The 22,025-nt window shown below is 73.7% G+C and carries 14 protein-coding genes; 9 read left to right on the top strand and 5 right to left on the bottom strand.

The genetic code is table 11. The annotated features are described in order from the left end of the window. Positions 1-2 precede the first annotated feature (2 nt). Together ACZ4E1_RS03850 and ACZ4E1_RS03845 are read left to right on the top strand one after the other, a co-directional pair. The gene (locus ACZ4E1_RS03850) at positions 3-1,631 is read left to right on the top strand and encodes a right-handed parallel beta-helix repeat-containing protein (protein ID WP_467536639.1); all 1,629 of its coding nucleotides are present in this window, start codon (positions 3-5) and stop codon (positions 1,629-1,631) included. A gap of 105 nt (positions 1,632-1,736) precedes the next feature. Next, positions 1,737-4,784: a putative bifunctional diguanylate cyclase/phosphodiesterase gene (locus ACZ4E1_RS03845; RefSeq protein ID WP_467535518.1), complete on the top strand. Its 3,048-nt coding sequence runs from the start codon at positions 1,737-1,739 to the stop codon at positions 4,782-4,784. Here the strand turns inward: ACZ4E1_RS03845 and ACZ4E1_RS03840 are convergent. After that, positions 4,700-6,427 carry a glycoside hydrolase family 15 protein gene (locus ACZ4E1_RS03840; protein ID WP_467535516.1) on the bottom strand — a complete coding sequence of 576 codons (1,728 nt, stop codon included), beginning with the start codon at positions 6,425-6,427 and terminating at the stop codon, positions 4,700-4,702. The genes ACZ4E1_RS03845 and ACZ4E1_RS03840 overlap by 85 nt on opposite strands. A 150-nt stretch (positions 6,428-6,577) precedes the next feature. Here ACZ4E1_RS03840 and ACZ4E1_RS03835 point away from each other — a divergent pair, with 150 nt between their 5' ends. Further along, entirely contained in the window at positions 6,578-7,138 is a 561-nt protein-coding gene (locus ACZ4E1_RS03835) for a DUF4232 domain-containing protein (protein ID WP_467535515.1), read from the top strand. 35 nt (positions 7,139-7,173) lie between these two features. Here the strand turns inward: ACZ4E1_RS03835 and ACZ4E1_RS03830 are convergent, their stop codons facing one another. Beyond that, positions 7,174-8,397 carry an MFS transporter gene (locus ACZ4E1_RS03830; protein ID WP_467535514.1) on the bottom strand — a complete coding sequence of 408 codons (1,224 nt, stop codon included), beginning with the start codon at positions 8,395-8,397 and terminating at the stop codon, positions 7,174-7,176. Between the two features lie 80 nt (positions 8,398-8,477). Between ACZ4E1_RS03830 and ACZ4E1_RS03825 the strand changes: the two genes are divergently transcribed. Both ACZ4E1_RS03825 and ACZ4E1_RS03820 read left to right on the top strand, forming a co-directional pair. Then, the gene (locus ACZ4E1_RS03825) at positions 8,478-9,365 is read left to right on the top strand and encodes a LysR family transcriptional regulator (protein ID WP_467535512.1); all 888 of its coding nucleotides are present in this window, start codon (positions 8,478-8,480) and stop codon (positions 9,363-9,365) included. A gap of 126 nt (positions 9,366-9,491) precedes the next feature. Then, the gene (locus ACZ4E1_RS03820) at positions 9,492-11,882 is read left to right on the top strand and encodes an ATP-binding protein (RefSeq protein WP_467535511.1); all 2,391 of its coding nucleotides are present in this window, start codon (positions 9,492-9,494) and stop codon (positions 11,880-11,882) included. A gap of 169 nt (positions 11,883-12,051) precedes the next feature. Here the strand turns inward: ACZ4E1_RS03820 and ACZ4E1_RS03815 are convergent, their stop codons facing one another. Then, positions 12,052-13,488, bottom strand: coding sequence for an MFS transporter (locus tag ACZ4E1_RS03815; protein ID WP_467535510.1), 1,437 nt, complete (start codon positions 13,486-13,488; stop codon positions 12,052-12,054). Between the two features lie 99 nt (positions 13,489-13,587). Here ACZ4E1_RS03815 and ACZ4E1_RS03810 point away from each other — a divergent pair, with 99 nt between their 5' ends. Together ACZ4E1_RS03810 and ACZ4E1_RS03805 are read left to right on the top strand one after the other, a co-directional pair. Then, positions 13,588-14,490, top strand: a complete 903-nt coding sequence (locus tag ACZ4E1_RS03810; RefSeq protein ID WP_467535508.1) for a TIGR03619 family F420-dependent LLM class oxidoreductase — start codon at positions 13,588-13,590, stop codon at positions 14,488-14,490. A gap of 281 nt (positions 14,491-14,771) precedes the next feature. After that, the gene (locus ACZ4E1_RS03805; RefSeq protein WP_467535506.1) at positions 14,772-16,160 is read left to right on the top strand and encodes a PP2C family protein-serine/threonine phosphatase; all 1,389 of its coding nucleotides are present in this window, start codon (positions 14,772-14,774) and stop codon (positions 16,158-16,160) included. An 86-nt stretch (positions 16,161-16,246) separates the two neighbouring features. Here the strand turns inward: ACZ4E1_RS03805 and ACZ4E1_RS03800 are convergent, their stop codons facing one another. After that, a complete protein-coding gene (locus ACZ4E1_RS03800; RefSeq protein ID WP_467535504.1) occupies positions 16,247-17,737 on the bottom strand; it encodes a DNA-binding protein NsdB in 1,491 nt (496 codons plus the stop codon). Positions 17,738-17,969: 232 nt separating this feature from the next. Between ACZ4E1_RS03800 and ACZ4E1_RS03795 the strand changes: the two genes are divergently transcribed. Beyond that, positions 17,970-19,121 (top strand): aminoglycoside phosphotransferase family protein, encoded by a 1,152-nt coding sequence (locus tag ACZ4E1_RS03795; protein ID WP_467535502.1) that lies wholly within the window; start codon positions 17,970-17,972, stop codon positions 19,119-19,121. A gap of 322 nt (positions 19,122-19,443) precedes the next feature. Then, positions 19,444-21,423 (top strand): N-acetylmuramoyl-L-alanine amidase, encoded by a 1,980-nt coding sequence (locus tag ACZ4E1_RS03790; RefSeq protein ID WP_467535500.1) that lies wholly within the window; start codon positions 19,444-19,446, stop codon positions 21,421-21,423. An 84-nt stretch (positions 21,424-21,507) separates the two neighbouring features. Here the strand turns inward: ACZ4E1_RS03790 and ACZ4E1_RS03785 are convergent, their stop codons facing one another. Next, a complete protein-coding gene (locus ACZ4E1_RS03785) occupies positions 21,508-22,005 on the bottom strand; it encodes a hypothetical protein (protein WP_467535499.1) in 498 nt (165 codons plus the stop codon). Positions 22,006-22,025 lie beyond the last annotated feature (20 nt).

Below are 22,025 nucleotides of genomic sequence, written 5' to 3'. Positions count from 1 at the left end.
CGATGCGTGGCGTCTGCGTGACACTGACGCTGGGACTGGCCGTCCTGGCGTCCGGCTGCGCCGCCACGCCGCACTACGTGCCGCCCACGCACACGTACTACCTGTCCCCGGACGGCGACGACAGCGCGGCGGGCACGTCGCCGGAGACGGCGTGGCGCACGCCGGCCCGCGCCGACCGTACGGGCCTCGCCCCCGGCGACCGCCTTCTCCTGAAGGGCGGCGCGCACTTTAGGGGCACGCTCACGGTGAGCCCGGACGAGGCCGGGGACCCGCGCCGCCCGGCGGTCATCGGCTCGTACGGGACGGGCCGGGCCACGCTCTCCTCCACCGCCGATCCTGCGGTGACCGTGCACAACACAGGCGGGGTGGAGATCCGGGACCTGGTGCTGCGCGGATCGGGCTCGGCCCGCGGGCACGACCCCGGGCTGCAGCTCTACAGCGATCGCGGGATCGGCGGCCGCCCCTCGGGCATCGACGTCTCCGGCGTGGACGTGTCCGGCTTCCGCATCGGACTCGCGGTCGGCGCCTCGCCGCACGGGGTGGGGTTCCGCGACGTGACGATCGACCGGACCCGGCTGCACGGCAACAAGGACACCGGATTCCTGTCGTACGGGCCGGACTTCAAGCCGGAGATCGGGGCGTACGCGCACGAGGACCTGACGCTCACCGACGTGGCCGCCTACGACAACGCGGGCGACCCGCGGGCCCACGACCGGCACACCGGCGACGGCATCGTCGTCGGCGCGGTGCGCGGCGCGACGCTGCGCCATGTCGAGGCCCACGACAACGGCACCGAGGCGGCGAGCGACGCGCCCGAGGGCCCGGTCGGCGTGTGGGCCTACGACTCGACGCGGGTGGTCGTCGAACACAGCGCCGCCTACCGCAACCACACCGGTTCGACCGTCGACGGCGCCGGCTTCGGCCTCGACTCGAACGTGACGGAGTCGGCGCTGCGCCGCAATCTGTCCTTCGGAAACGACGGCCCCGGCTTCTACGCGTACCAGCGCTGGCAGAACGGCGGTTCGGCCCGCAACACGATCAGCGACAACATCAGCGCCGACGACGGACGCGGTCTGCCGCGCCACGGGTCGATCGCTGTGTACGGCAAGGACGTCCGGGACCTGGCGATCGTCCGCAACACCGTGATCGTGTCGCGGTCCCCCGAGGGGCGGGGCGCCGCGCTGCGACTGCAGGCGGGCGAGCATGACGTCGTGGTCCGCGACAACCTGTTCGTCACCGGGGACGTGTCGCTCGTGCTCGCCGACGCCGGTCTGAAGCCCGCGAACGTCGTCATGCAGGGCAACGCCTACCGCGCGGCGCACGGCACATGGCAGGTGCGCTGGGGCGAGCACACGTACGACTCCCTGGCCTCCTGGCGCGCCGCCGACGGCCAGGAGAGCGTCGACGGGCACCCCACCGGACTCACTGTCGATCCGTGTCTGAAGGGCGGGCCCCTCCCCCGCCTCCGGTCCGTCGCGGACGCCGACCTGGCGACTCCGACCTGCACGTCGCTCGCCGGAGAAGGCCTCGCGCTGCCGCTGCCCGAGGGCGCCCCGCAACCCGGCGACGCCGACTACTTCGGGCGCACGCCGAGCGGAGGACCGCAGGTCGGAGCGGTCGTACCGCGTTGAGATGCAGGCCGCGCGGGCCCGTGCCTACGATCGAATCGGAGCGAGGCCCAGGATCGACTGCGTGAACGCAACCCTGTGTCCCCGACGCGGGGAGGCGTGTGTCCAGTGCTGCGAGCTCATCGGCTGATGGTCTTCTACACCGCCTTCGCGGTGGCCGTCGCCGTCGTGTACCTGACCGTTCCGGCCGCGTACGCGCCCGTGTGGGCGGCGATCGGCCTCTCCTCGGCGGGCGCGCTCCTCCTCGGGGTCCGACTGAACGCTCCCGCGCACCGCTGGCCCTGGTACGTGCTCGCGGGGGCGCTCCTCACGTTCACCGCCGGTGACACGTACTACAGCGTCCTCGTCCAGTATCTCGACGCGACCGTGCCCTTCCCGTCCCCTTCGGACGCCTTCTACCTGCTGACGTATCCGCTGCTCGCGCTCGGCCTCTACGGGCTGGCGCGGTACCGGTGGGCGGGGCACGATCTGCCCGCGCTGCTCGACGCGTTGTTGTTCACGGCGGGGCTCGCGCTGCCCGTGTGGGTGTTCCTCGTCCAGCCGCTGACGCGGGCCGCGGACATGACCTGGGAGCAGCGGGCGGTGAGCATCGCCTACCCGCTCGGCGACGTGCTCGTGCTCATGCTGCTCGCGCGCCTGATCGCGGCGGGGCCGGGGGCACGGGGCAACCGCTCGCTCCAGCTGCTCCTGGTCGGGACCGTGGCGCTGCTCGGCGTCGACATCACGTACGGCATCCTGCGGCTGAACGGCACCTGGGAGGCCGGCACGGCGCTCGACGTGGGATGGATCGTGTTCCACGCCGCGTGGGCGCTCGCCGCGCTGCACCCGTCGATGGCCGAACTGACGGCGCTGCGCCCGCGCGAGCCGTCGCTGCTGCCGGCCCGGCCGCGCCTGGTGATGCTGGGGCTCGCGACGCTCAGCGCTCCCGTGGTCCTGCTGCACGAGGCGCTGTCCGGAGGGACGCGGGACGGCGCGGCGATCGCGGCGTTCAGCGCCCTGATGTTCCTGCTGGTGCTGCTGCGGCTCGGGGGCATGGTCGTGGCGCACCGGACGGCGGTGGCGCGCGAGCAGACGCTGCGGACGGCGACGGCGGCGCTGGTGGCGGCGCAGCGTCCGCGGGACATCGAGGCGGCCTGCGACCGCGCGGTGAGCACGCTGTTCGGGCCGGACGCCGCGCACGCCTCGGCGCTCGTGCCGACGGCGCCCGACGCGGCGCGCGGCCGGCAGCCGACGGCGACCCGGATCGTGTCCGTGGCGGAGCTGGGGCCCGCTGCCGCCGCCCGGCTGCGGGGCCTGGACACCGCGCTGGCCTGCCCGATGGTGCCGCCGGACCGGCCGCCCGGCGGTGATCTGCCGGGCCTGCTGGTCGCGGCGGGGCCGATGAAGCGGCTCACCGAGATCCGGGGGCCGCTGGAGAGTCTCGCCGCGCACGCGGGGCTCGCGATGGAGCGGATCGGGCTGCGTGAGGAGATCAGCCGCCGGGAGAGCGAGGCGTACTTCCGGACGCTGGTGAGCAACGCGTCGGACGTGATCCTCATCGTCGACGACGACAACACGGTGCGGTACGCGAGCCCGTCGGCGCGGGCCGTGTTCGGCGGGGTGGAGCCGACCGGCTCCGTGCTGCCCGAGCTGGTGGGACCGCGCGACCGGGAGCGGGCGCGGCAGGCGCTGGACGCGGTGCGCGCCGAGGGGGCGCCGGAGACGCACGACCACTGGTGGGTGACCCGGGACAGCGGGCGCACCGAGGTCGAGGTGCGGTGCAGCGACCTGCGCGGTGATCCGACGGTGGCGGGCATCGTGGTGACGCTGCGCGACGTGACGGAGCAGCGCCAGCTGGAGCAGGAGCTGACGCAGCGCGCCTTCCACGACGCGCTGACGGGTCTGCCGAACCGCACCCTGCTGCTGGAGCGGGTGGAGCGCGCACTGCTGCGTGGCCGGCGCGAACCCGCGCTGACCTGTCTGCTCTTCATCGACCTCGACGACTTCAAGCTGGTCAACGACACGCTCGGGCATCCCGCGGGCGATCTGCTCCTGATGGCGGTCGGCGAGCGGCTGTCGGCGACGCTGCGGCGCACGGACACGGCGGCCCGGCTGGGCGGCGACGAGTTCGCGGTGCTGATGGAGGACGCCCGTGAGCCGGTGGACGCGGAGCTGCTGGCGGCGCAGATCCTTCAGACGCTCAGCCGTCCGGTGCGGCTCCTGGAGGACTCGGTGAGTGTGTCGGCGAGCGTCGGTGTGGCGACGGCCCTGGACAGTGCGAACGCGGACGAGTTGCTGCAGCACGCCGACCTCGCGCTGTACGCGGCGAAGGCGGCGGGCAAGCGGCAGTGGCGCCGCTTCCGGCCGCCGCTGCACGAACGGATGGTGCGCCGGCACGAGCTGCAGGAGCGGATGGACGCGATCGTCGCCGACGGCGGGTTCGCGCTGCGCTACCAGCCGGTGGTGGACCTGGCGACGGAGGAGGTGGTCGGGTTCGAGGCGCTGTTGCGCTGGCCGGACGATCCGCGCGGCACGGTGCCCACGGATCAGTTCGTCGCCCTGGCCGAGGAGACGGGGCAGATCGCTTCGCTGGGTGCGTGGGTGCTGCGCAACGCGGCGGCGGGCGGAGCCCGGCTGCAGGCCTCGGCTTCGGGTCCGGCCCCGTACATCAGTGTGAACGTGTCGGCGCGGCAGTTCCGCGAGGCGGACTTCGTGGACCAGGTGCGGGCGGCGCTCGCCACGCCCGGACTGCGGCCGGGTTCGGTCCAACTGGAGCTGACGGAAACGGTGTTGATGCGGCGGGACAAGCAGATCGACTCGGTGGTTCAGCGGGTGAAGGACCTCGGCGTGCGGATCGCCGTGGACGACTTCGGCACGGGCTTCTCGGGGCTGCGCTATCTGCGGGAGTTCCCGGTCGACGTCCTGAAGATCGACAAGTCGTACATCGACGACATCACCGTGGACGCGCGGCAGTTCGCCCTGGTGGAGGGCATCGTGCGGATCGCGCGCACCCTGGGGCTCGACGTCATCGCGGAGGGCATCGAGACGCCGGAGCAGTGGGCGCTGCTGACCTCCATGGACTGCCGGTTCGGTCAGGGGTTCCTCTTCGCGCGGCCGCTGGTGCCCGACCAGGCCGTCGCGCTGCTCGACGGTCCCTCGCCGGGGCGCCGGTTCTGAGCCGCCGGGGCGGGGGCGCAGAGCGTCAGGGCGGTGTCGACGAGCGCGAGATGGGCGTCCGCGCTCGGGCCGTTGCCGAGCGGGCTGCCGGTGCCGGGGTCCCAGCGTTCGGCGAGCAGGCCCACATCGTTGCGGGCGGCGAGGATCCGCTCGAACGCGGCCAGCGCGGCGGCCCGCTGTCCGGCCCCGGCGAGGACGCGGACCCGCAGCAGCGCGTCGGTCACGGTGGGCGCGGGGTCCTCGTGCGCGGCGAGGGCGCGGCGCACCCGGGGGTCGGCGGCGGGCAGCAGCCCGGCCTCCGGCATCGACAGGGCGGTTCGGGGCGGCAGCCGGGGTGCGTCGACCAGGCGGCGCCGGATCGTGTCGCGCAGGATCGCGCTGCCCGCGTCGGTGTCGCGGCCGAGCCGGCCGGCGATGCGCAGGCCCCGGTCGAGGGCCACCCACGTCATGAGGTCGGCGGGGCCCGGCGGGGGCGCGGCGGTCCACAGGAGGCCGGCGTGCCGGGTCAGTTCGGCGGCGAGCCGCCCGGAGTCGAGGCCGCCGGTCAGGCCCGCGCACAGGGCGAGGTGCAGGGCGTCGAGGACCTCGCCGTGCGCGGCGGCGCGGAGCGCTCCGGCCGGGCTGGTACCGAAGCACACGGGTCGGTCCGGCGGGCGTCCGGGGAACCAGGGCGCGGCGACGCTGCGCAGCCGGCGCTCTCCGGCGGGGCCGTAGACGTCCTGGAGCGCGGCGGGGTCGCCGGCGGTGGTGCGCAGGAGCCAGTCGACGCGGTGGGCGGCCTCGGCGCGCAGGCCGCAGCGGATCAGGGTGGCGAGGGCGGGGCGCAGGCCGTCGAGGCGGCAGACACGGCCGTCGCCGTCGTGGGCGCCGTCAGGGCTGTGCGGGAGAGAGGTGGTGGGGGCGGCGAGGACGGCGCCGGTGGGGGCGTGGGTGAGCGCCTTCCAGGTGATCAGGGAGCGCAGGACGGCGGGGCGCCAGGGGCCTTCGTAGGCGCAGTGGGCGGCCCAGCGGCGCCAGAAGGCGAGGGTCTCCTTGAGCTGGGTGCGGGCGGGCACGGCCAGTTCCGGCGGGGGTTCGGTCAGGTGCGAGGGGGCCCAGACGAGGGTGACGGCGCAGCGCTGACCGGGGGTGAGGGCGGCGTCGAAGTCGAGGGTGGCGCCGTCCGGGTCGGGGGTCTCGCGGACCGGGCCGTCGGCGCGGACCCAGACGGCGTCGGGCCCGGCGAGCGCGACGGTGCAGGGGTCATGGCGCAGCATCCAGGGGACGACGCGTCCTTGGTGGAAGCGGAGCCGCAGCAGGCCGTGGACGGGCACGGTGCCGGTGAGTCCTTCGACGCAGCGGACGAGGCAGGGGCGGGTGGCGCGCGGGGGCATGAAGTCGGTGATCCTGACGGCGCCGCCGGGGGTCCGCCAGACCGTGTCGAGGACGAGGCTCTCGGGCCGGTAGCCGCGCTCCGCGCGGGCGCGCGGGTCACGGGGAGCCAGCCGCCAGACGCCGTGGTCCGGGGTGCCGAGGAGCGCGGCGCAGGCGGCGGGCGAGTCGAAGCGGGGCAGGCAGAGCCAGTCGACGGACCCGTCGGCGCCGACCAGTGCGGCGGTCTCCAGGTCCCCGAGGAGGGCATGGTCCGCGATCTGGAAATCCATGATCGGAACTACGCCGTCGTACACGAGCCGCACTTCCAGGATAGGCTCATATGTCCGTATTGCGACCCCCTCGCGGGTCCGCTCCACGGGACGCAGGAAGCACGACCGACGACAGAAGCACGACCGACCGACGACGGACTGGATCTGCCGATGCGCGCTCGTCACCTCACGGCGGCCACCACGGCTGCCCTCGCCCTGGCCGCTCTCACCGTCCCGGCCGCCTCGGCCACGACACGGACGGCACCCGCCGCGGATCTCCCGCGCTGCGCCGAGAAGGACCTGACGCTGCGGGCCGACCCGTCCGACGACGACGGCGACGTGCTCGAGCTGCGCCTGCGCAACGACTCGGGGAAGGCCTGCCTGGTCGACCGCGTCCCGATCGTCACGTACGGGGATCTCGACGGCGCGGCGCTGCCGCTGCCCGCGGTGCCGCACGCGGGACGCACGCTCGCCGCGCACAGCACCGTCTACGCGGCGGTCCGTTCGGTGTCGGACTCGGACGACGCCGAGAAGGAGGTGCGGACGGTCATGTACGTGACGGTGGCCGCCGTGCCCGACCACGACGGCAGCCGCTTCCAGGCGCTGACGCTCGGGGCGCCGGCCGGGGTGCGGGTCTGGGAGCCGATGACGACGCTGTGGCAGCCCTCGGCGAAGCAGGCGGCGAAGGTGCTCTACGAACAGACGACGGGCCGGAGTCAGTTCGAAGCCTGACTCCGGCCCGCTCGCCGTCACCCCCCTCCGTACGGTCAGTGGTCACGCCCCGTGAGCCACACGACCAGGCCAAGGGCGGCCAGCCCCGCCCCGAGCGCCGCGATGCCGGTCCAGCCGGCCGCCGCCCAGACGACCGCGGCGAGGGCCGAGCCGGTCGCGCCGCCGAAGAAGAAGGACGTGGAGAAGGCCGAGTTGACGCGGCTGCGGGCCTCGGGACGCAGTCCGTAGATGACGGTCTGGCTGCTGTTGAGGACGGCCTGCTGGCCGATGTTCAGGGCGATGACGCCGACGACGAGCCAGATCAGCGAGTGGGCGCCGAAGTACAGGGCCGGCCAGCCGAGCAGCAGCAGGGCGACGGCGGTGCCGGTGACCAGCGAGACCCGGCCGCGGTCGGCGAGCCGCGCGGCGAAGGTCATCGTCAGCACGCCCACGGCCCCGATCAGTCCGAACAGTCCGATCGCGGGCGCCGACCAGTGGTACGGGGCGCCGCTGAGCAGGAACGTGATGGCGGTGAGCTGGACGCTGTACGAGGCGAAGGACAGACCGCCGAGCAGGGCCCGCCGGCGCAGCACCGGCTCCTCGCGGAGCAGGGCGAGGGTGGAGCGGAGCAGCGCCGGGTAGCGCAGGTCGGTGCTGTCGAACAGGCGCGGGACGTAGCGGTGCAGGACGACGGCCATGCCGGCCATGAGCACGGCGAGCACCCAGTACACGGTGCGCCAGCCGCCGATCCCGGACAGCCCGCCCGCCGCGGTGCGGGCCAGCAGTCCGCCGAGCAGGATCCCCGACATGACGGTGGCCACGGCCCGGCCGCGGGTCTCCGCGGTGGCGAGGGCGGCGGCGTGGGCGACGAGGACCTGGGCGCCGACCGAGGTCAGGGCCGTCAGGATCGTGCTCGCGAGGAGCACGGGGCCGCTCGGGGCGAGCGCGGAGACGGTGAGGAAGAGGGCGGTGGCCGAGAAGAGCGTGACCGCCAGGCGCCGCCGGTCGAGCACGTCGCCGAGCGGGATGATCAGCATCAGACCGAGCGCGTACCCCGCCTGCGCGGCGGTGACGACGAGGCCGGTGAGGACGCTGCCGAGGCCCAGGTCGCGGGAGATGAGGTCGAGCAGGGGCTGCGCGACGTAGTTCCCGGCGCAGGACAGGCCGGTGGCGACGGCCATGAGGAGGAGCAGGCTGCGGCGCGGTCCGGCGTGCGTCTCCTGCGGCTCGATACTGGCGGATCCGGCGGCGCTTGCGGGGTGAAGCTCTGTCTGTGTCATGTCAGGAAGACTGCTCCCCCACCCACCTATGAGTCCAACACATCCTTGTCATCCGAACGATCGCGGATCACGATGGATCCATGGAGCTGCAGCAGTTGCGCTATGTCGTCGCCGTCGCCGAGACCGGCGGGTTCACCCGGGCCGCCGAGCGGTGTCTGGTGGTGCAGTCGGCGCTCAGCCATCAGATCGCCAAGCTGGAGAAGGAGTTGGGGGCACGGCTCTTCGAGCGGACCAGCCGGCGGGTACGGCTGACGGCCGCGGGCGAGGCCTTCCTGCCGGCCGCCCGGCAGGCCCTGGAGGCGGCGGAGCGGGCCCGCGCCGAAGTGGCCGCGGCCACCGGGGAGATCCGCGGCCGGCTCGCCGTCGGCGCGATCGCCACGGTCACGGCCGTGGACGTGCCGGACCTGATGCGCACCTTCCACGACCGCTATCCGCAGGTCAGACTGAAGCTGATCGACGGCATGAGCGAGACGCTGGTGGACACGGTGCGCGAGGGCGGCCTGGACCTCGCGATCCTCGGGGTGCCGCCCTCGTTCCGTACGGACCGGCCCGGGCTCGGCACCCGGACCCTGGCCGTCGACCATCATGTGGCGGTCATGGCCCCGGGACACCCGCTGGCCCGAACCCGGCGCGGCACCGTGCTGCCGCTGGAGCGCCTGGTGGACGAGGCGTTCGTGGACTTCCCGGCGGGCAGCGCGGCGCGGGCGCAGACCGACGAGGCGTTCCAGGCGGCCGGACTGCACCGCGAAGTGGCGTTCGAGGCCCGCTTCCTGGGCTTCCTCGCCGATCTGGTGCGCGGCGGGCTCGGCATCTCGCTGCTGCCGTCCCGGCTCGTCCCGCGCCTCCCGGGGCTCACGGCGGTGCCGGTGCGCGGCGGTCCGGTGCGCGAGGAGCGGCTCGTGTGGAACGAGGCGCGCCGCTCCCCCGCCGCGGCGGCGTTCCTGGACATGGTGACCGCGCCGGAGTGAGCCCGCGGCCCCGACTTCCGTGCTCACAGGGCGCGTTCCTCTCCGATGAGCTCCTTCACCGGGCCCGATGCCGATAGCGTGGGACGGGATCGGTCCCGTCGTCGCCCGCACGGAGTGTGCCCTCGCATGAACCGCAGTTCCGGTCCCCGCACTCCGGGCGACCTGCCCGCCGAGGCCACCAGTTTCGTCGGCCGGCGGCACGAACTGGCGCAGGTGGCCGAGCTGTTGACCCGAGCCCGGCTCGTCACGCTCACCGGTCCCGGGGGCGTCGGCAAGACCCGTACGGCGGTGCGCGCGGCACGCGAGGCGCGCGACGCGTTCTCGTCCGGCGTACGGATGGTCGAACTGTCCGCGCTGCGCGACCCGGAGCTCCTCGCCAACACGGTGGCCGCCGCGCTCGACCTGCCCGAGCAGACCGCGCGGCCCGCGCTGGAGGTGGTCGCCGACCATCTGGAGGACCGCGAGCTGCTGTTGCTGCTCGACACCTGCGAGCACCTGGTCGACGCGTGCGCCGTGCTCTGCGACGAACTGCTGCGCGCCGCGCCCCGGCTGCGCATCGTGGCCACCAGCCGGCAGCCCCTGGACGTACCGGGCGAGCACGTCCTCGCGATCGGCCCGCTGGGCGTGCCGGAGGCGGCCGAGCCGCGCGACGGGGAGGAGTGCGACGCGGTGCGCCTGTTCGCGGACCGCGCCTCGGCGGCCGTGGCCGGATTCACGGTCGGCGACGACAACCGCTCCGACGTGCTCGCCCTGTGCCGCCGGCTCGACGGCATCCCGCTGGCCATCGAACTCGCCGTGTCCCGGCTGCGGGCGGTCTCTTTGGACGAGATGCTCACCCGGCTCGACGACCGGTTCCGGCTGCTGACGGGCGGGCGCCGCACCTCGGTGCCGCGCCACCAGACCCTGCGCACGGCGATCGGCTGGAGCCACGACCTGTCGACCGAGCCGGAGCGGCTGCTGTGGGCCCGGTTGTCCGTGTTCGCGGGCGAACTGAGCCTGGAGGCGGCCGAGTCGGTGTGCGCCGACGAGCGCTCGCTGCCGGTGGACGACGTCCTCACCGCGCTCATCGCCCTGGTCGAGAAGTCGGTCGTCGTCCGCGTCGAGACGCCCGAGGGCACCCGGTACCGGATGCTCGACACCATCCGCGAGTACGGTCTGGAGCGGCTCGCCGCGTCGGGCGACGAGGAGCGCACCCGCTGCCGTCACCTCGCGTACTTCCTGGACGTGGCCCGCGCCTTCGACGAGGAGTGGACCGGGGACTCGCAGATCCCGTTGCTGCGCGCCCTGGTCCGCGACCGGGCCAACGTCCGGGTCGCGCTGGAGTACTGCGTGACGACGCCCCGGCTGCACGGCCGGGGCCTGGAGATGGCGACGGCCCTGTGGGGCTACTGGCACGCCACGGGTCTGCTGACCGAGGGCCGGTACTGGCTGCGACGCACCCTGGACGGCTGCCGGGACGAGACGCCGACGCGGGTCAAGGCGCTCTGGCTGACCAGCTGGTACATGGACATCCAGGGCGAGCGAGGCGGCAACGAGGAGCTGCTCGCCGAGGCCGAGCGCATCGCCGCCCGTATCGAGGACCGGATCGGCGCCGCGTGGACGCTGGCGTTCCAGGCGCACCGCCGGTACTTCCTGGGCCGCATGGAGGGCTGCGCCGCGGACTTCGAGGAGGCCCGCACCCGGATGACGGCCCTCGGCGACGACACGGGCCTGCGCATGCTCGGCTTCTACGGCGGCCTGATGCTGATCCTTTCCGGGGAGCACCAGCGGGGCATCGACTGGTGCGACGACTCGCTGGCCCGGGGCGCCGCGCAGCCCGCGGAGCAGTGGGCGCGCAGTTGGGCGCTGTGGGTCAAGAGCGTCGGGCTGTGGCTCAGGGGCGAGCACGAGGCGGCGGTGGAGTGCGCGCGGGACGGGCTTCGCGCGAAGGCCGCGCTGCACGACCTGATGGGGCTCGCGCACTTCTTCGAGGGTCTCGCCTGGCACGCGGCGCGGCTGCGGCACTTCGAGCGGGTGGCCCTGCTCCAGGGCGCGGCCGACGCGCTGTGGCGCCGGGCCGCGAAGGAGGCCCGGTTCGGCATCCCCGTCCTGCACGAGCTGCACGGGGACGCGGCGGGGCCGGCCCGGGCGGCGCTCGGCGCCGACGGCTACCACGACGCGTTCACCGAGGGCGCCGGCCTGCCGCTCGACACGGTGGTGGACCTCGCGCTGGACGACGAGTCGGCGGCGCCGGACGTGCCGGTGCAGCGCGCGGGCCCGGCGGACGGGCTCACGCCGCGCGAGCGGCAGGTCGCGGCGCTGGTCAGCGAGGGTCTGACGAACCGTGAGATCGCGGCGCGGCTCGTGGTGTCGAAGCGGACCGTCGACTCGCACGTCGAGCACATCCTGACCAAGCTCGGCTTCACCTCCCGCTCCCAGATCGCGGCCCTGCACACGGCCACCGACTCCAGCGCGGACGCGGCAGCTCCGCCGCGGACCGCCACGCCCCGCATCCCGTCGGCCGCACCGAAGGCCTGACGCTCACGCGAAACCGCACGCCGCCCCCACGGCCCCCGGTACGACCGACCCTGCCGCACGCCACAGGAGAAGCGCACCGCCAACGGCGACGAACGCCAAGGCCGCCGCACCCACCAGACGTAGCACGCACCACCGCGCCCCCCTGTCCACCGCACCGAAGGCCAGACGCTCACGCGGAACCGTGCGACGCCTCCGCCGCCACCGGCACGGGCGGCCGTGCCGTGCGGCGCAGGAGCAAGGCGGCGACGGCGGCGACGAACGCCGAGGCGGCGGCGACGTACCAGCCGTGGCGGAACGCGTCGAGCGCGGCCGAGGCCGTGGCGGGCCGGCCGAGCAGGGTCACGGTGACGGCGACTCCGAGGACCGAACCGGTCTGCCGCGCCATGGTGGTGACAGCGGATCCGGTGGCGAAGCGGTCCGGCGGCAGCGCCGCGGCGGCGGCCCCGACCAGGGTCGGCAGGGCGAGTCCGACGCCGATGCCGGTGACGAGCATGCCCGGCAGCAGCCTGGTGGCGTAGTGCGGGGCGGGGTCGGCGCTCAGCGCCCACCACACGAGTCCGAGCCCGAGCAGCACGCAGCCGAGGGCGGCGGTGCGGCCCGCGCCGATGCGGCGCACGAGCGGCCCCGAGCTCACGGCGAGCACGGGCACGACGAGCGGGCCGGGGGCGATGGCGAGGCCGGTGCGGATCGCCGAGTAGCCCCACACCTCGCGGCACCACAGGACGGACGTGAGCAGCAGGCCCGCGAACGCCACGGTGAACAGCAGCGCGGCGCAGGTCGCGACCGAGAACGCGGGGATGCGGAGCAGCGGCAGTTCGACGACCGGCGCCGGATGGCGGGCTGAGCGCCACCAGAACGCGGCTGCAAGCAGCACGGCGGCCACGAGCGCGCCGATCGTGCGGCCCGAACTCCAACCCCAGGCCTCGGACTTGACGAGCCCCAGAGCGAGGAGGCCGATCGCGCCCGTGAGCAGGACGGCGCCGGCCAGGTCGGGCAGCGGGCCGCTGCGGTCCGGCCGGTCCGCGGGCAGCAGGCGCGCGCCGAGCAGCAGTCCGGCCACACCGACCGGCACGTTCACAAGGAACACCCAGCGCCAGTCGAGCTCGACCAGCAGGCCTCCGGCGACGGGGCCGAGGCCGGCGGCGATCCCGCCGGTCGCCGCCCAGCCGCGCACGGCCCGGGTGCGCCGCTCGGCGGGCGTGGCGACGAGCAGCAGCGCGAGGGAGGTCGGCATGAGCGCGGCGGCACCGGCGGCCTGGAGGGCCCTCGCGGCGCTGAGCCATCCGACGCCGGGGGCGAGGGCGCACAGCGCGGACGCGAGGGTGAACACGGCGAGCCCGAGCAGGAATCCGCGCCGGTGACCGAACCGGTCGGCGAGACGTCCGGCGGGCACGAGCAGCGCGGCGAACACGATCGCGTAGGCGTTGAGGACCCAGGACAGGGAGGCGAGCGAGGCGCCGTCGAAGGAGGCGCCGAGCGCGGGCACGGCCACGTTGACGACGAAGAGGTCCAGGTTCACGACGAAGACGCCGACGGAGACGATCCACGCGGTGGCGCGCGTCGACGGTCCGGCCGGGACGAGTGAGTTTGATATTCCAACGGACATGGCCGTGAAGGTAGCGGGCGCAAGCACGCCCTGACAACCACGGCTTGAAATCGATCACGGGTTTGGCCGGACCGAGCAAGATCATCGAGACTGCGCCCCATGCGATACGGCGTGAATCTCCTCAACTTCGGCTCCGGCACGACCCCCGAGAGCCTCGCCCGACAGGCCACGGACGCGCGTGACCTCGGCTTCACCTTCGCGATGATCTCGGACCACATCGCGGTGACCCCGGACGTGCACGCGGTCTACCCGGCCCCCTTCTACGACCAGTTCGTCCTCGCGGCCCATCTCGCGGGCCGGGTCCCCGGCCTGACCCTCGGCACGACGATCACCGTGATCCCCTACCGGCACCCGCTGCAGACCGCGCGGCTCGCCGCCAACATCGACCAGCTGAACGAGGGCGGCTTCATCCTCGGCGCCGGCGTCGGCTGGTCGGCCGCCGAGTACGAGGTGCTCGGCGTGCCGTTCGCGGAGCGCGGGGCCATCACCGACGAGTACCTGACCGCGATCCGGGCCGCCTGGACGCAGGACCCGTGCAGCTTCGAGGGCCGCTACGTCTCCTTCGAGGGCGTCCGCACGGCGCCCGCGCCGGCCACCGCCCCGCACGTCCCCGTCTGGGTCGGCGGCGACTCGCCGGCCGCGCTGCGCCGGGCCGGGCGCCTCGGCGAGGCCTGGCATCCGTTCCGGGCCACGCGGGCCGCGCTGGAGCGGCAGCTGCCGCGGCTCGCCGAGGAGGCGGAGCGGGCCGGGCGCGCGGTGCCGGAGTTCGCGCCGCGCGTCCAGATCGTGGTCGCGGACGTGCCCGACACCGAGGACCGGCCGCTCGGCCACGGCAGCGTCGACCAGATCCGGGCCGACGTCGCGACCCTGGCCGAACTCGGCGCCCGGCACATCCTGTTCGACACCTACCCCGGCGACCCCGCCCTGTGGCAGGGCCCGGACGAGGACCGCCGGATCCTGGAGCTCCTCAGGGACAAGATCCTGGCGCCCGCCGGACTGTAGGCACGACCGGACCGGGGCCGACGCGTCCGACACGGCGTAGCCGTCCCTACGCCGTTCGACGCAGCCCGGGCCATACACCTCACCAGGGCGACATACGCCAGGATCGGCCACTCGTTCGACCAGGACCCACGGAAAACCCGTCCTGGAGGACTCGGGCATATGCCAGAAGCACCACCGCATCGTGTATGGCCAAATCCCTTACGGGGTGCCGCGCCCTGTGCCAAAGTCTTAACCGGTCCTTCCGTCAGCCTCGGCCTTCTGTGCCTGCATCGGAGTTCGTCATGTCCCCCCATGTCTTCGCGGACCGCCCCGCCGGCCAGCCGCCGGAGCGGGGCACCGTCGACGCGCTGATCTCGCAGACACGCCGTCTGCTCGGCGACGTCGACGCGGTGCGCCGTGATGCCGTGGGCGACACCGCCGACCCCGAGGCGCGCTGGCAGCGCGCCCTGTACGAGCTGGCCGTGCACCAACTGAGCGATCTCGACCGGCACTTGGCGCAGCTGCGCGAGGGTCCGGCCGGCGTCCGCGCCGGACAGCCCGCCCAGCGGGCCGCGGGCTCGCTGCTCAGCCGGGTCGGCAGCGCCGAGTGGGACCTGCTGACCGACGAGGCCAGCTGGTCCGAGGAGCTCTTCCAGATCCTCGGCCGCGACCCGTCCGTGCCCGCCCTCACGCTCGACGAGCTGCCCTCCGTGGTGCACACCGACGACCAGCCGAAGCTGACCTCGATGGTCACCGACTGCCTGATCGACGGGAAGCCGATCGACGGCGAGTTCCGTGTCGTGCGTCCGGACGGTTCCGTGCGCACGGTGCACATGATGGGCGAGCCCGTGCTCGACTCCGACGGTGCGACCGCCTCCATGTGGGCGGTCGTCCGGGACGTCAGCGAGCTGCGCCGCAGCCAGCGCACGGTGCGCGAGACCCGTGACTCGCTCCGGCGCCGACCCGTCGCGCAGCCCGACCCGCAGGAGGCCGCGCCCCCCGCGTGGCGCGGCTCTCTCCAGGTCCCGCCCTCCTCCGCCGGGACGCCCGGTGGACTCGGCATCGCCGCGCTGCGCCTCCCCGCAGCGACCGGCGCGCCGTCGGGCGGCGACTGGTACGACGCACTCGAACTGGCCGACGGCGCGACACTGTTGACCGTCGGCGACCTGTCCGGGCGCGGCGCCGCCGTCACCGCGGACGTGGCGATGCTGCTCGGCGCCGCCCGCGGCATGGCCCTGTGCGGTACGGACCCCGCCGGGCTGCTGTCCCGGCTCAACCACCTCCTCGACACTCCCGCCCAGCCACGGCTGGGCAGTGCTCTGTGCTGCCGGTACGACCCGGTGGCTCGAGTGCTGTCCTGGGCCTCGGCCGGTCACCCGGCCCCGCTGCTGTTCCGCGACGGGACCGGGCGCGCCCTCACGCCTCCGGCTGGCTCGCCGCTGGGCGCCCCGGCCGGTACCGCGTACGGGCAGGCCGAGGAGACCCTGCGCGCCGGTGATCTGCTGCTGCTGCACACCGACGGCCTGGTGCCACGCCGCGGGGCCACCGCGGCGGCGGGCCGGCTGCTCGCCCTCGCCCCGCGCCTCACCGCCGCCCGGGACCCGCAGGAATGCCTGCGTGTGGTCTCGGACGAGCTCGGCGGGGACGAGCGGGAGAACGACGGCTGCGTCCTCGTCGCCCGGGTCAATTAGTCGAAGGCCTGATCATCGCCTAGCCGAAGGCCTGATCGTCGCCGGGAGCGGATGCTCCCGTACGTGAGACCGCGCCTGATGCCTGACTACGCCTGGAGCTTCTTCCCCGGGGTCCGGGGCAGCGCCAGCTTGATCTCCTCGCGCAGGTCCTCGATCTTCGGGTAGTCCGCGTACTGCCCGGTCAGCCGGTACATCTCGCGGAGCCGGTCCCAGGTGCGGTGCGAGGAGTTCGACCCCATCGAGGAGAGCGCCAGACGTGCGTAGCGGTCCGCCTGTTCGGGATCGTCCGCGATGAAGCAGGCCGAGGCCAGGGACAGATGGTCGAAGATCTTCGAACGGTCACGGCCGCCGGCCCGCAGGGCCAGGGCCTCGTGGGCGTGCCGCTGCGCGATGACCGCGGCACCCGGCTCGTGCTCGGCGAGGGTGCGGTACGCCAGGGCCTGCATCCCGTGCAGGTCCGCCTCGTCGAACATCTGCATCCAGCTCGGCGGCGGCACGTCGCCCTTGTCGGAGACGAAGAGGTCCTCCGCCTGACCGAGGGTGCGCCGCATCGCCTGACCCTTGCCCATCGAGGCCTGGGCCCAGGCCTCGATGGTGAACAGCATCGCCTTGGTCCGCGGCAGCACCTCGTCGCCGGAGCCGGACTTGGCGAGCTTCATCAGGTCGAGCGCGTCGTCGGGCCGGCCCAGATGCACCATCTGGCGCGCCGCTCTGGACAGGGCCTCACCGGCGCGCGGCCGGTCCCCGCCCTCGCGCGCGGCGTGCGCGGCGATGACGAAGTACTTCTGGGCCGTGGGCTCCAGGCCGACGTCGTGCGACATCCAGCCCGCGAGAACGGCGAGATTGGCGGCGACGCCCCACAGGCGCCGCTGCAGATGGTCGGGATGACGGTAGGAGAGCATCCCACCGACTTCGTTGAGCTGGCCCACGACCGCCTTGCGCTGGAGGCCGCCGCCCCGGGAGGCGTCCCAGGCCCGGAACACCTCTACGGAACGCTCCAGTTCCTCGATCTCCTGCGACCCGATGGGGGCGGCCTCGTAGCGGTCGAACCCAGCGGGGTCGGCGTGCAGGGGATCGGTGGTCCTGGGGGAGTCGGCCGCGAGGACCGGGTCGGCGTGCAGCCAGTCGTGCATGGCGGTGCTGAGTGCGGATCCCGCGGCGAGCGCGGCACCCGCGCCCACCAAGCCGCGTCGGTTGAGCATGAGGTCCATTCCCGTGAATTCGGTGAGGACCGCAGCTGTCCGTTCGGGCGCCCACGGCACTCCGTCGGGCCCCTGGCGTTCCAGGCTCCCGCCGCCCTGCCGTTTCCCCACACGCCCGTGCCGGACGAGACCGAGATCCTCGATGGTCACGACACGGCCGAGTCGCTCGGTGAACAGCGCCGCCAGCACCCGGGGCACCGGATCGCGCGGGATCTCTCCCATGTCGATCCACCGCCTCACCCGCGAGGTGTCCGTCGCCAGCTGGGGGTGGCCCATGGCCGCCGCCTGCCGGTTGACGAGTCTCGCGAGTTCACCCTTGGACCAGCCGGCCAGGCCGAACAGGTCGTTCAGGCGGGAGTTGGGTTGTCCGCTCACGTAAGCCCCCAGGTTCTCGGCTGCAATCGACAGTAGCCCTCTGTCAGTTGCAGAGCGACTATTCGCCAGGGTTCGCCAGGGTGCGCCAGCTGCCACGCTCGTGGCCCTCGGGTGTCAGGTAGGAATGCGCCACCCCGACCCGGTCACCGCAGGGCATTCCCCAGGGTGTTCCGAAAGGGCCGGGTGGGGCGGCGCAGCAACTCGTCGGCACACGAAGGGATCTGTTTCGCCCATGTACGCAGCATCGTCCTCCGTGTCCGCCCCGCCCCGGCCGCTGCGCTCCGCCCGCCCGGCGGTGGCGGGCAGCGGCCCGTACCTCGACCCCGCGCGGCCCGCGGCCCCGACGCTCAACGGCATCGGCCGGCCGCGTCGCGCCCCGGGGGCGGGTACCCAACCGCTCAGCGGGAGACTCGACTTGTCCGGCCCCCAGGGCGACCGGCTGCGCACGGCGATCGCCTCGGTGCACCGCATCTGCCCGGAGTTCCATCCGGTGCAGGTGCTGCGCCGCAGCCAGCGGTCCGTGCTGCTGGTCGGCACGACCGGACGCAGCACCGCGGTCGCGAAGTGTTTAGTCGACCACTCCCCCGCGTGGGCCGAGCGGGTCCGGCACGAAATAGCGGCATACCGTTCGTTCGTCCGGCACCGGCCCCCGGTGCGGGTGCCGCGGCTGATCGCCGCGGACCCCGACAACGGGACGCTGGTGATCGAGCGGATGCCCGGCCGGCCTGCGGCTCTGCAGCGCCACCCGGTCGAGGCACCGCCGCGGGCGGACGTGCGGGCCGCGCTCGGCGCGATCTGCCGGCTGAACCAGTGGCGGCCCCCGGCGGGCACGTTCGGGGCGCCCCTGGACTACGCGGAGCGGATCAACCGGTTCCATGACCTCGGTCTGCTGACCGACCGGGACATGGGCGACCTGCAGAAGCTCCTGCACGGGATCGCGCACACCTCGGGCCGCGCGGGCATGGGCCAGTTCTGTCACGGCGACGCCCTGCTGTCGAACGTGCTGCTGTCCCCCGCCGGTCCGGTCCTGGTGGACTGGGAGCACGCGGGCTGGTACCTGCCGGGCTACGACCTGGCGACGCTGTGGGCGGTCCTCGGTGACGCCCCGGTGGCGCGCCGGCAGATCAGCCAGCTCGCGCAGTCCGGCGGCCCGGCGGCCCGGGACGCCTTCCTGGTCAACCTGATGCTCGTCCTGACCCGGGAGATCCGCACCTACGAGACGGCCGTGCAGCGCTCGTTGCAGGAGCCGGCCCCGGCGACGCCGGGCCAGGCCCCGGCCGGTGCCGTGCCGTCCGGTGAGGAGCAGCGGCTGCTGCTGCGCCGGCTGCACGAGGACTGCAACATGGCGCGGAAGGCGGTGCGTGCGGCCGTCGGCACGCGCTGACGGGGGACGAGGATCCGCGGTGCGCTGGGCGAAGGCCGGCGCACCGCGGATCCTTTTCGTCGTCCTCACCGTGCACCTCCCCGTGACCGCCCGCCTGGTCCTCCCATTGGTCCACTCCACTGACGCGCCGCAGGCGGCCGCACCACCGCGCGTAAAACCCGGCCCAGGCGGTCGGCCACACGCCCGCTGACATGGGAAATCCCTGGAAACTCCGTGGCCCGTCGGATGATTGACGGATCGTCGGGGAGCCGATACCACTGACCACGATCGGCCCCGCACGCATCGCGCACCATCCCGGCTCCGTCGTTCCCAGGAGGCACCGTTGCATCGTTCTCCCCGTTCTCTCACCGGCCGTGTTGCGCGCGTCAGGGCGGCGGGCACGCTCGCGACGGCGGGGCTGCTGCTCCCGCTGCTCGGGGCGGCGCCCCCGCAGGACGCCGGGGCACCGGCCGCGGCGGACCAGAAGCTGCAGAGCGCGTTCGCGTCGGCCGCGGCCGAGTACCACGTGCCGCAGAGCGTGCTGCTCGGCGTCTCGTACCTGCAGTCGCGCTGGGACACGCACGCGGGCGCGCCGAGCGTCTCCGGCGGTTACGGCCCCATGCATCTGACGGACGCGCGTACCGCGCTGGCCCGCACGGTGCGCTACGACCATGCCGAGGGCGATGCCCGCGGCGACGATTCGCGCGCCCCGCTGAAGGCGACGCCGGCGTTGCCGGACGGCGGCGAGCTGCCCGCCCGGCTCACCACGCTGATCCGGGCGTCGGAGGTGTCGGGGATTCCGGCGGAGGAGCTGCGCAGCGATCCCGCGGCGAATGTGCGGGGCGGCGCGGCGCTGCTGGCCGCCGCGCAGAAGCGGCTCGGCGAGCCGCTCACGTCCGAGCCGTCCGACTGGTTCGGCGCGGTGGCCACGTTCTCCGGCGCGGACGACGCGGCGAGTGCGGCGACGTACGCGGACGACGTGTTCGCGGTGATCCGGGACGGCGAGCGTCGCACCAACGACGCGGGACAGGACCTCGCGCTCACCGCCGACCCGGCGGCCGAGCCGCAGCCCGCCCAGTTGACCCGCGCGGGCCTGCGCAAGGCGGACGCCGACGGAGCCGAGTGCCCGCGGACGGTGTCCTGCGAGTGGATCCCGGCGCCGTACGAGGAGTTCGGCGACGGTGACTACGGCAACCACGATCTCGCGGACCGCCCGAAGGACCAGAGCATCGACTACATCGTCATCCACGACACGGAGGCGACGTGGGAGCAGACGCTGAAGCTGGTCCAGGACAAGACGTATCTGGCCTGGCACTACTCGCTGCGCTCGACGGACGGGCATATCGTGCAGTCGGTGAAGGCGAAGGACGTCGGCTGGCACGCGGGCAACTGGTACATGAACGCGAAGTCGGTCGGTCTGGAGCACGAGGGTTTCCTCGCGCAGCCCGACTCCTGGTACACGGAGGCGATGTACCGCTCGTCGGCGCGGCTGGTGAAGTACCTGTCGAAGCGGTACGACATCCCGCTGGACCGGCAGCACATCCTCGGCCACGACACGGTGCCGGGCCCGACGGGCGGGACGATCCCGGGGATGCACACGGACCCGGGCCCGTACTGGGACTGGGCGCACTACTTCGCGCTGCTCGGCAAGCCGTTCCACCCGACGGCCGGTCCGAACGGCGGCCTGGTGACGTTCGACCCGGAGTACGCCGGGAACCAGCCGGTGTACACGGGCTGCACCAAGGCCGGTGAGCCGTGCGCGCCGCACGGGTCGAGCGCGGTGCGGCTGTACACGGCGCCGAGCGAGGACGCCCCGCTGGTCAAGGACATCGGGCTGCGCCCCGGCGGCCAGGACTCGACGACGGGCGTCAACGACATGGCGTCCCGTGCCTCGACGGGCCAGCAGTACGCGGTGGCGGGGCGCGAGGGCGACTGGACGGCGATCTGGTACCTGGGCCAGAAGGCCTGGTTCCACGACCCGGCGGAACAGCCGGCCGCGGTGAGCGCGAAGGGCCTGGTGATCACGCCGAAGGACGGCGCCTCGGAGATTCCGGTGTACGGGCGCGCGTACCCGGAGAAGGCCGCTTACCCGGCGGGCATGACCCCGCAGGCGATCTCGCCGCTGCCGTACAAGCTGCTCGCGGGGCAGCGGTACGTGGTCGGCGGGCGGACGACGGGCGAGTACTTCTACTCGCCGACGTTCGACACGACCTCGCATCGAGTGGTGCGCGGTGAGGACGTGTACTACGAGATCCAGTTCGGTCACCGGGTCGCGTACGTGCGGGCGGCCGATGTGCGGGTGCTGCCGTCGACGGAGTCCTGACCGTCCGGCTCGGCGGGAGAACGATCCGGGCCCGATCCGCCGTGGAGGCGGACCGGGCCCGGTCGTGTGTCGTGGGGGCTGGGCTCAGCCCTGCTGGAAGAGCTCCGCAGGCAGCGGCTTGAGCAGCGCGTAGAGGTCGTCGGTGATGGGGCGGTCCCAGGAGGCGATCGTCACCAGCACGTTGTCACTGCGGTCGAACTGGACGCAGGAGATGCGGGTCTCCGACAGCTTGAGGCGGCGCACGATGAGGAGGTTGTCGCCCTGCATCACGGGGACGTCCTCGACGTCGGTGACGGTGACCTCCTCGTCGTTCTCCAGCGCGATCAGGAGCTGGGCGACCTCGAAGGGGATCTCGCCCTCGGCGGTCTCCCGGGCCGGGGAGCCCTCGGGCAGATTGCCGATGATCATCGCGGGGCCGCGGCCGCCGAACAGGTCGTAGCGCAGGAACACGCCCTGGCAGGAGCCGTCGGGGGCGGGCAGCAGGCCGGCCCCGAGATTGCCCGGCCAGTCACCCGGGTCCATGGCCAGGACGTCGAAGTCGGGGCCCGCGGGGGTCGCTGCGCGGCGGCGGAGGAAGGACATGCGGTCCATCGTACGTCGAC

This window comes from Streptomyces sp. NPDC025806 (genome assembly GCF_055558275.1).
Note: the sequence above shows the minus strand (reverse complement) of the source record. Positions and strands in the feature narration are given on the sequence as shown.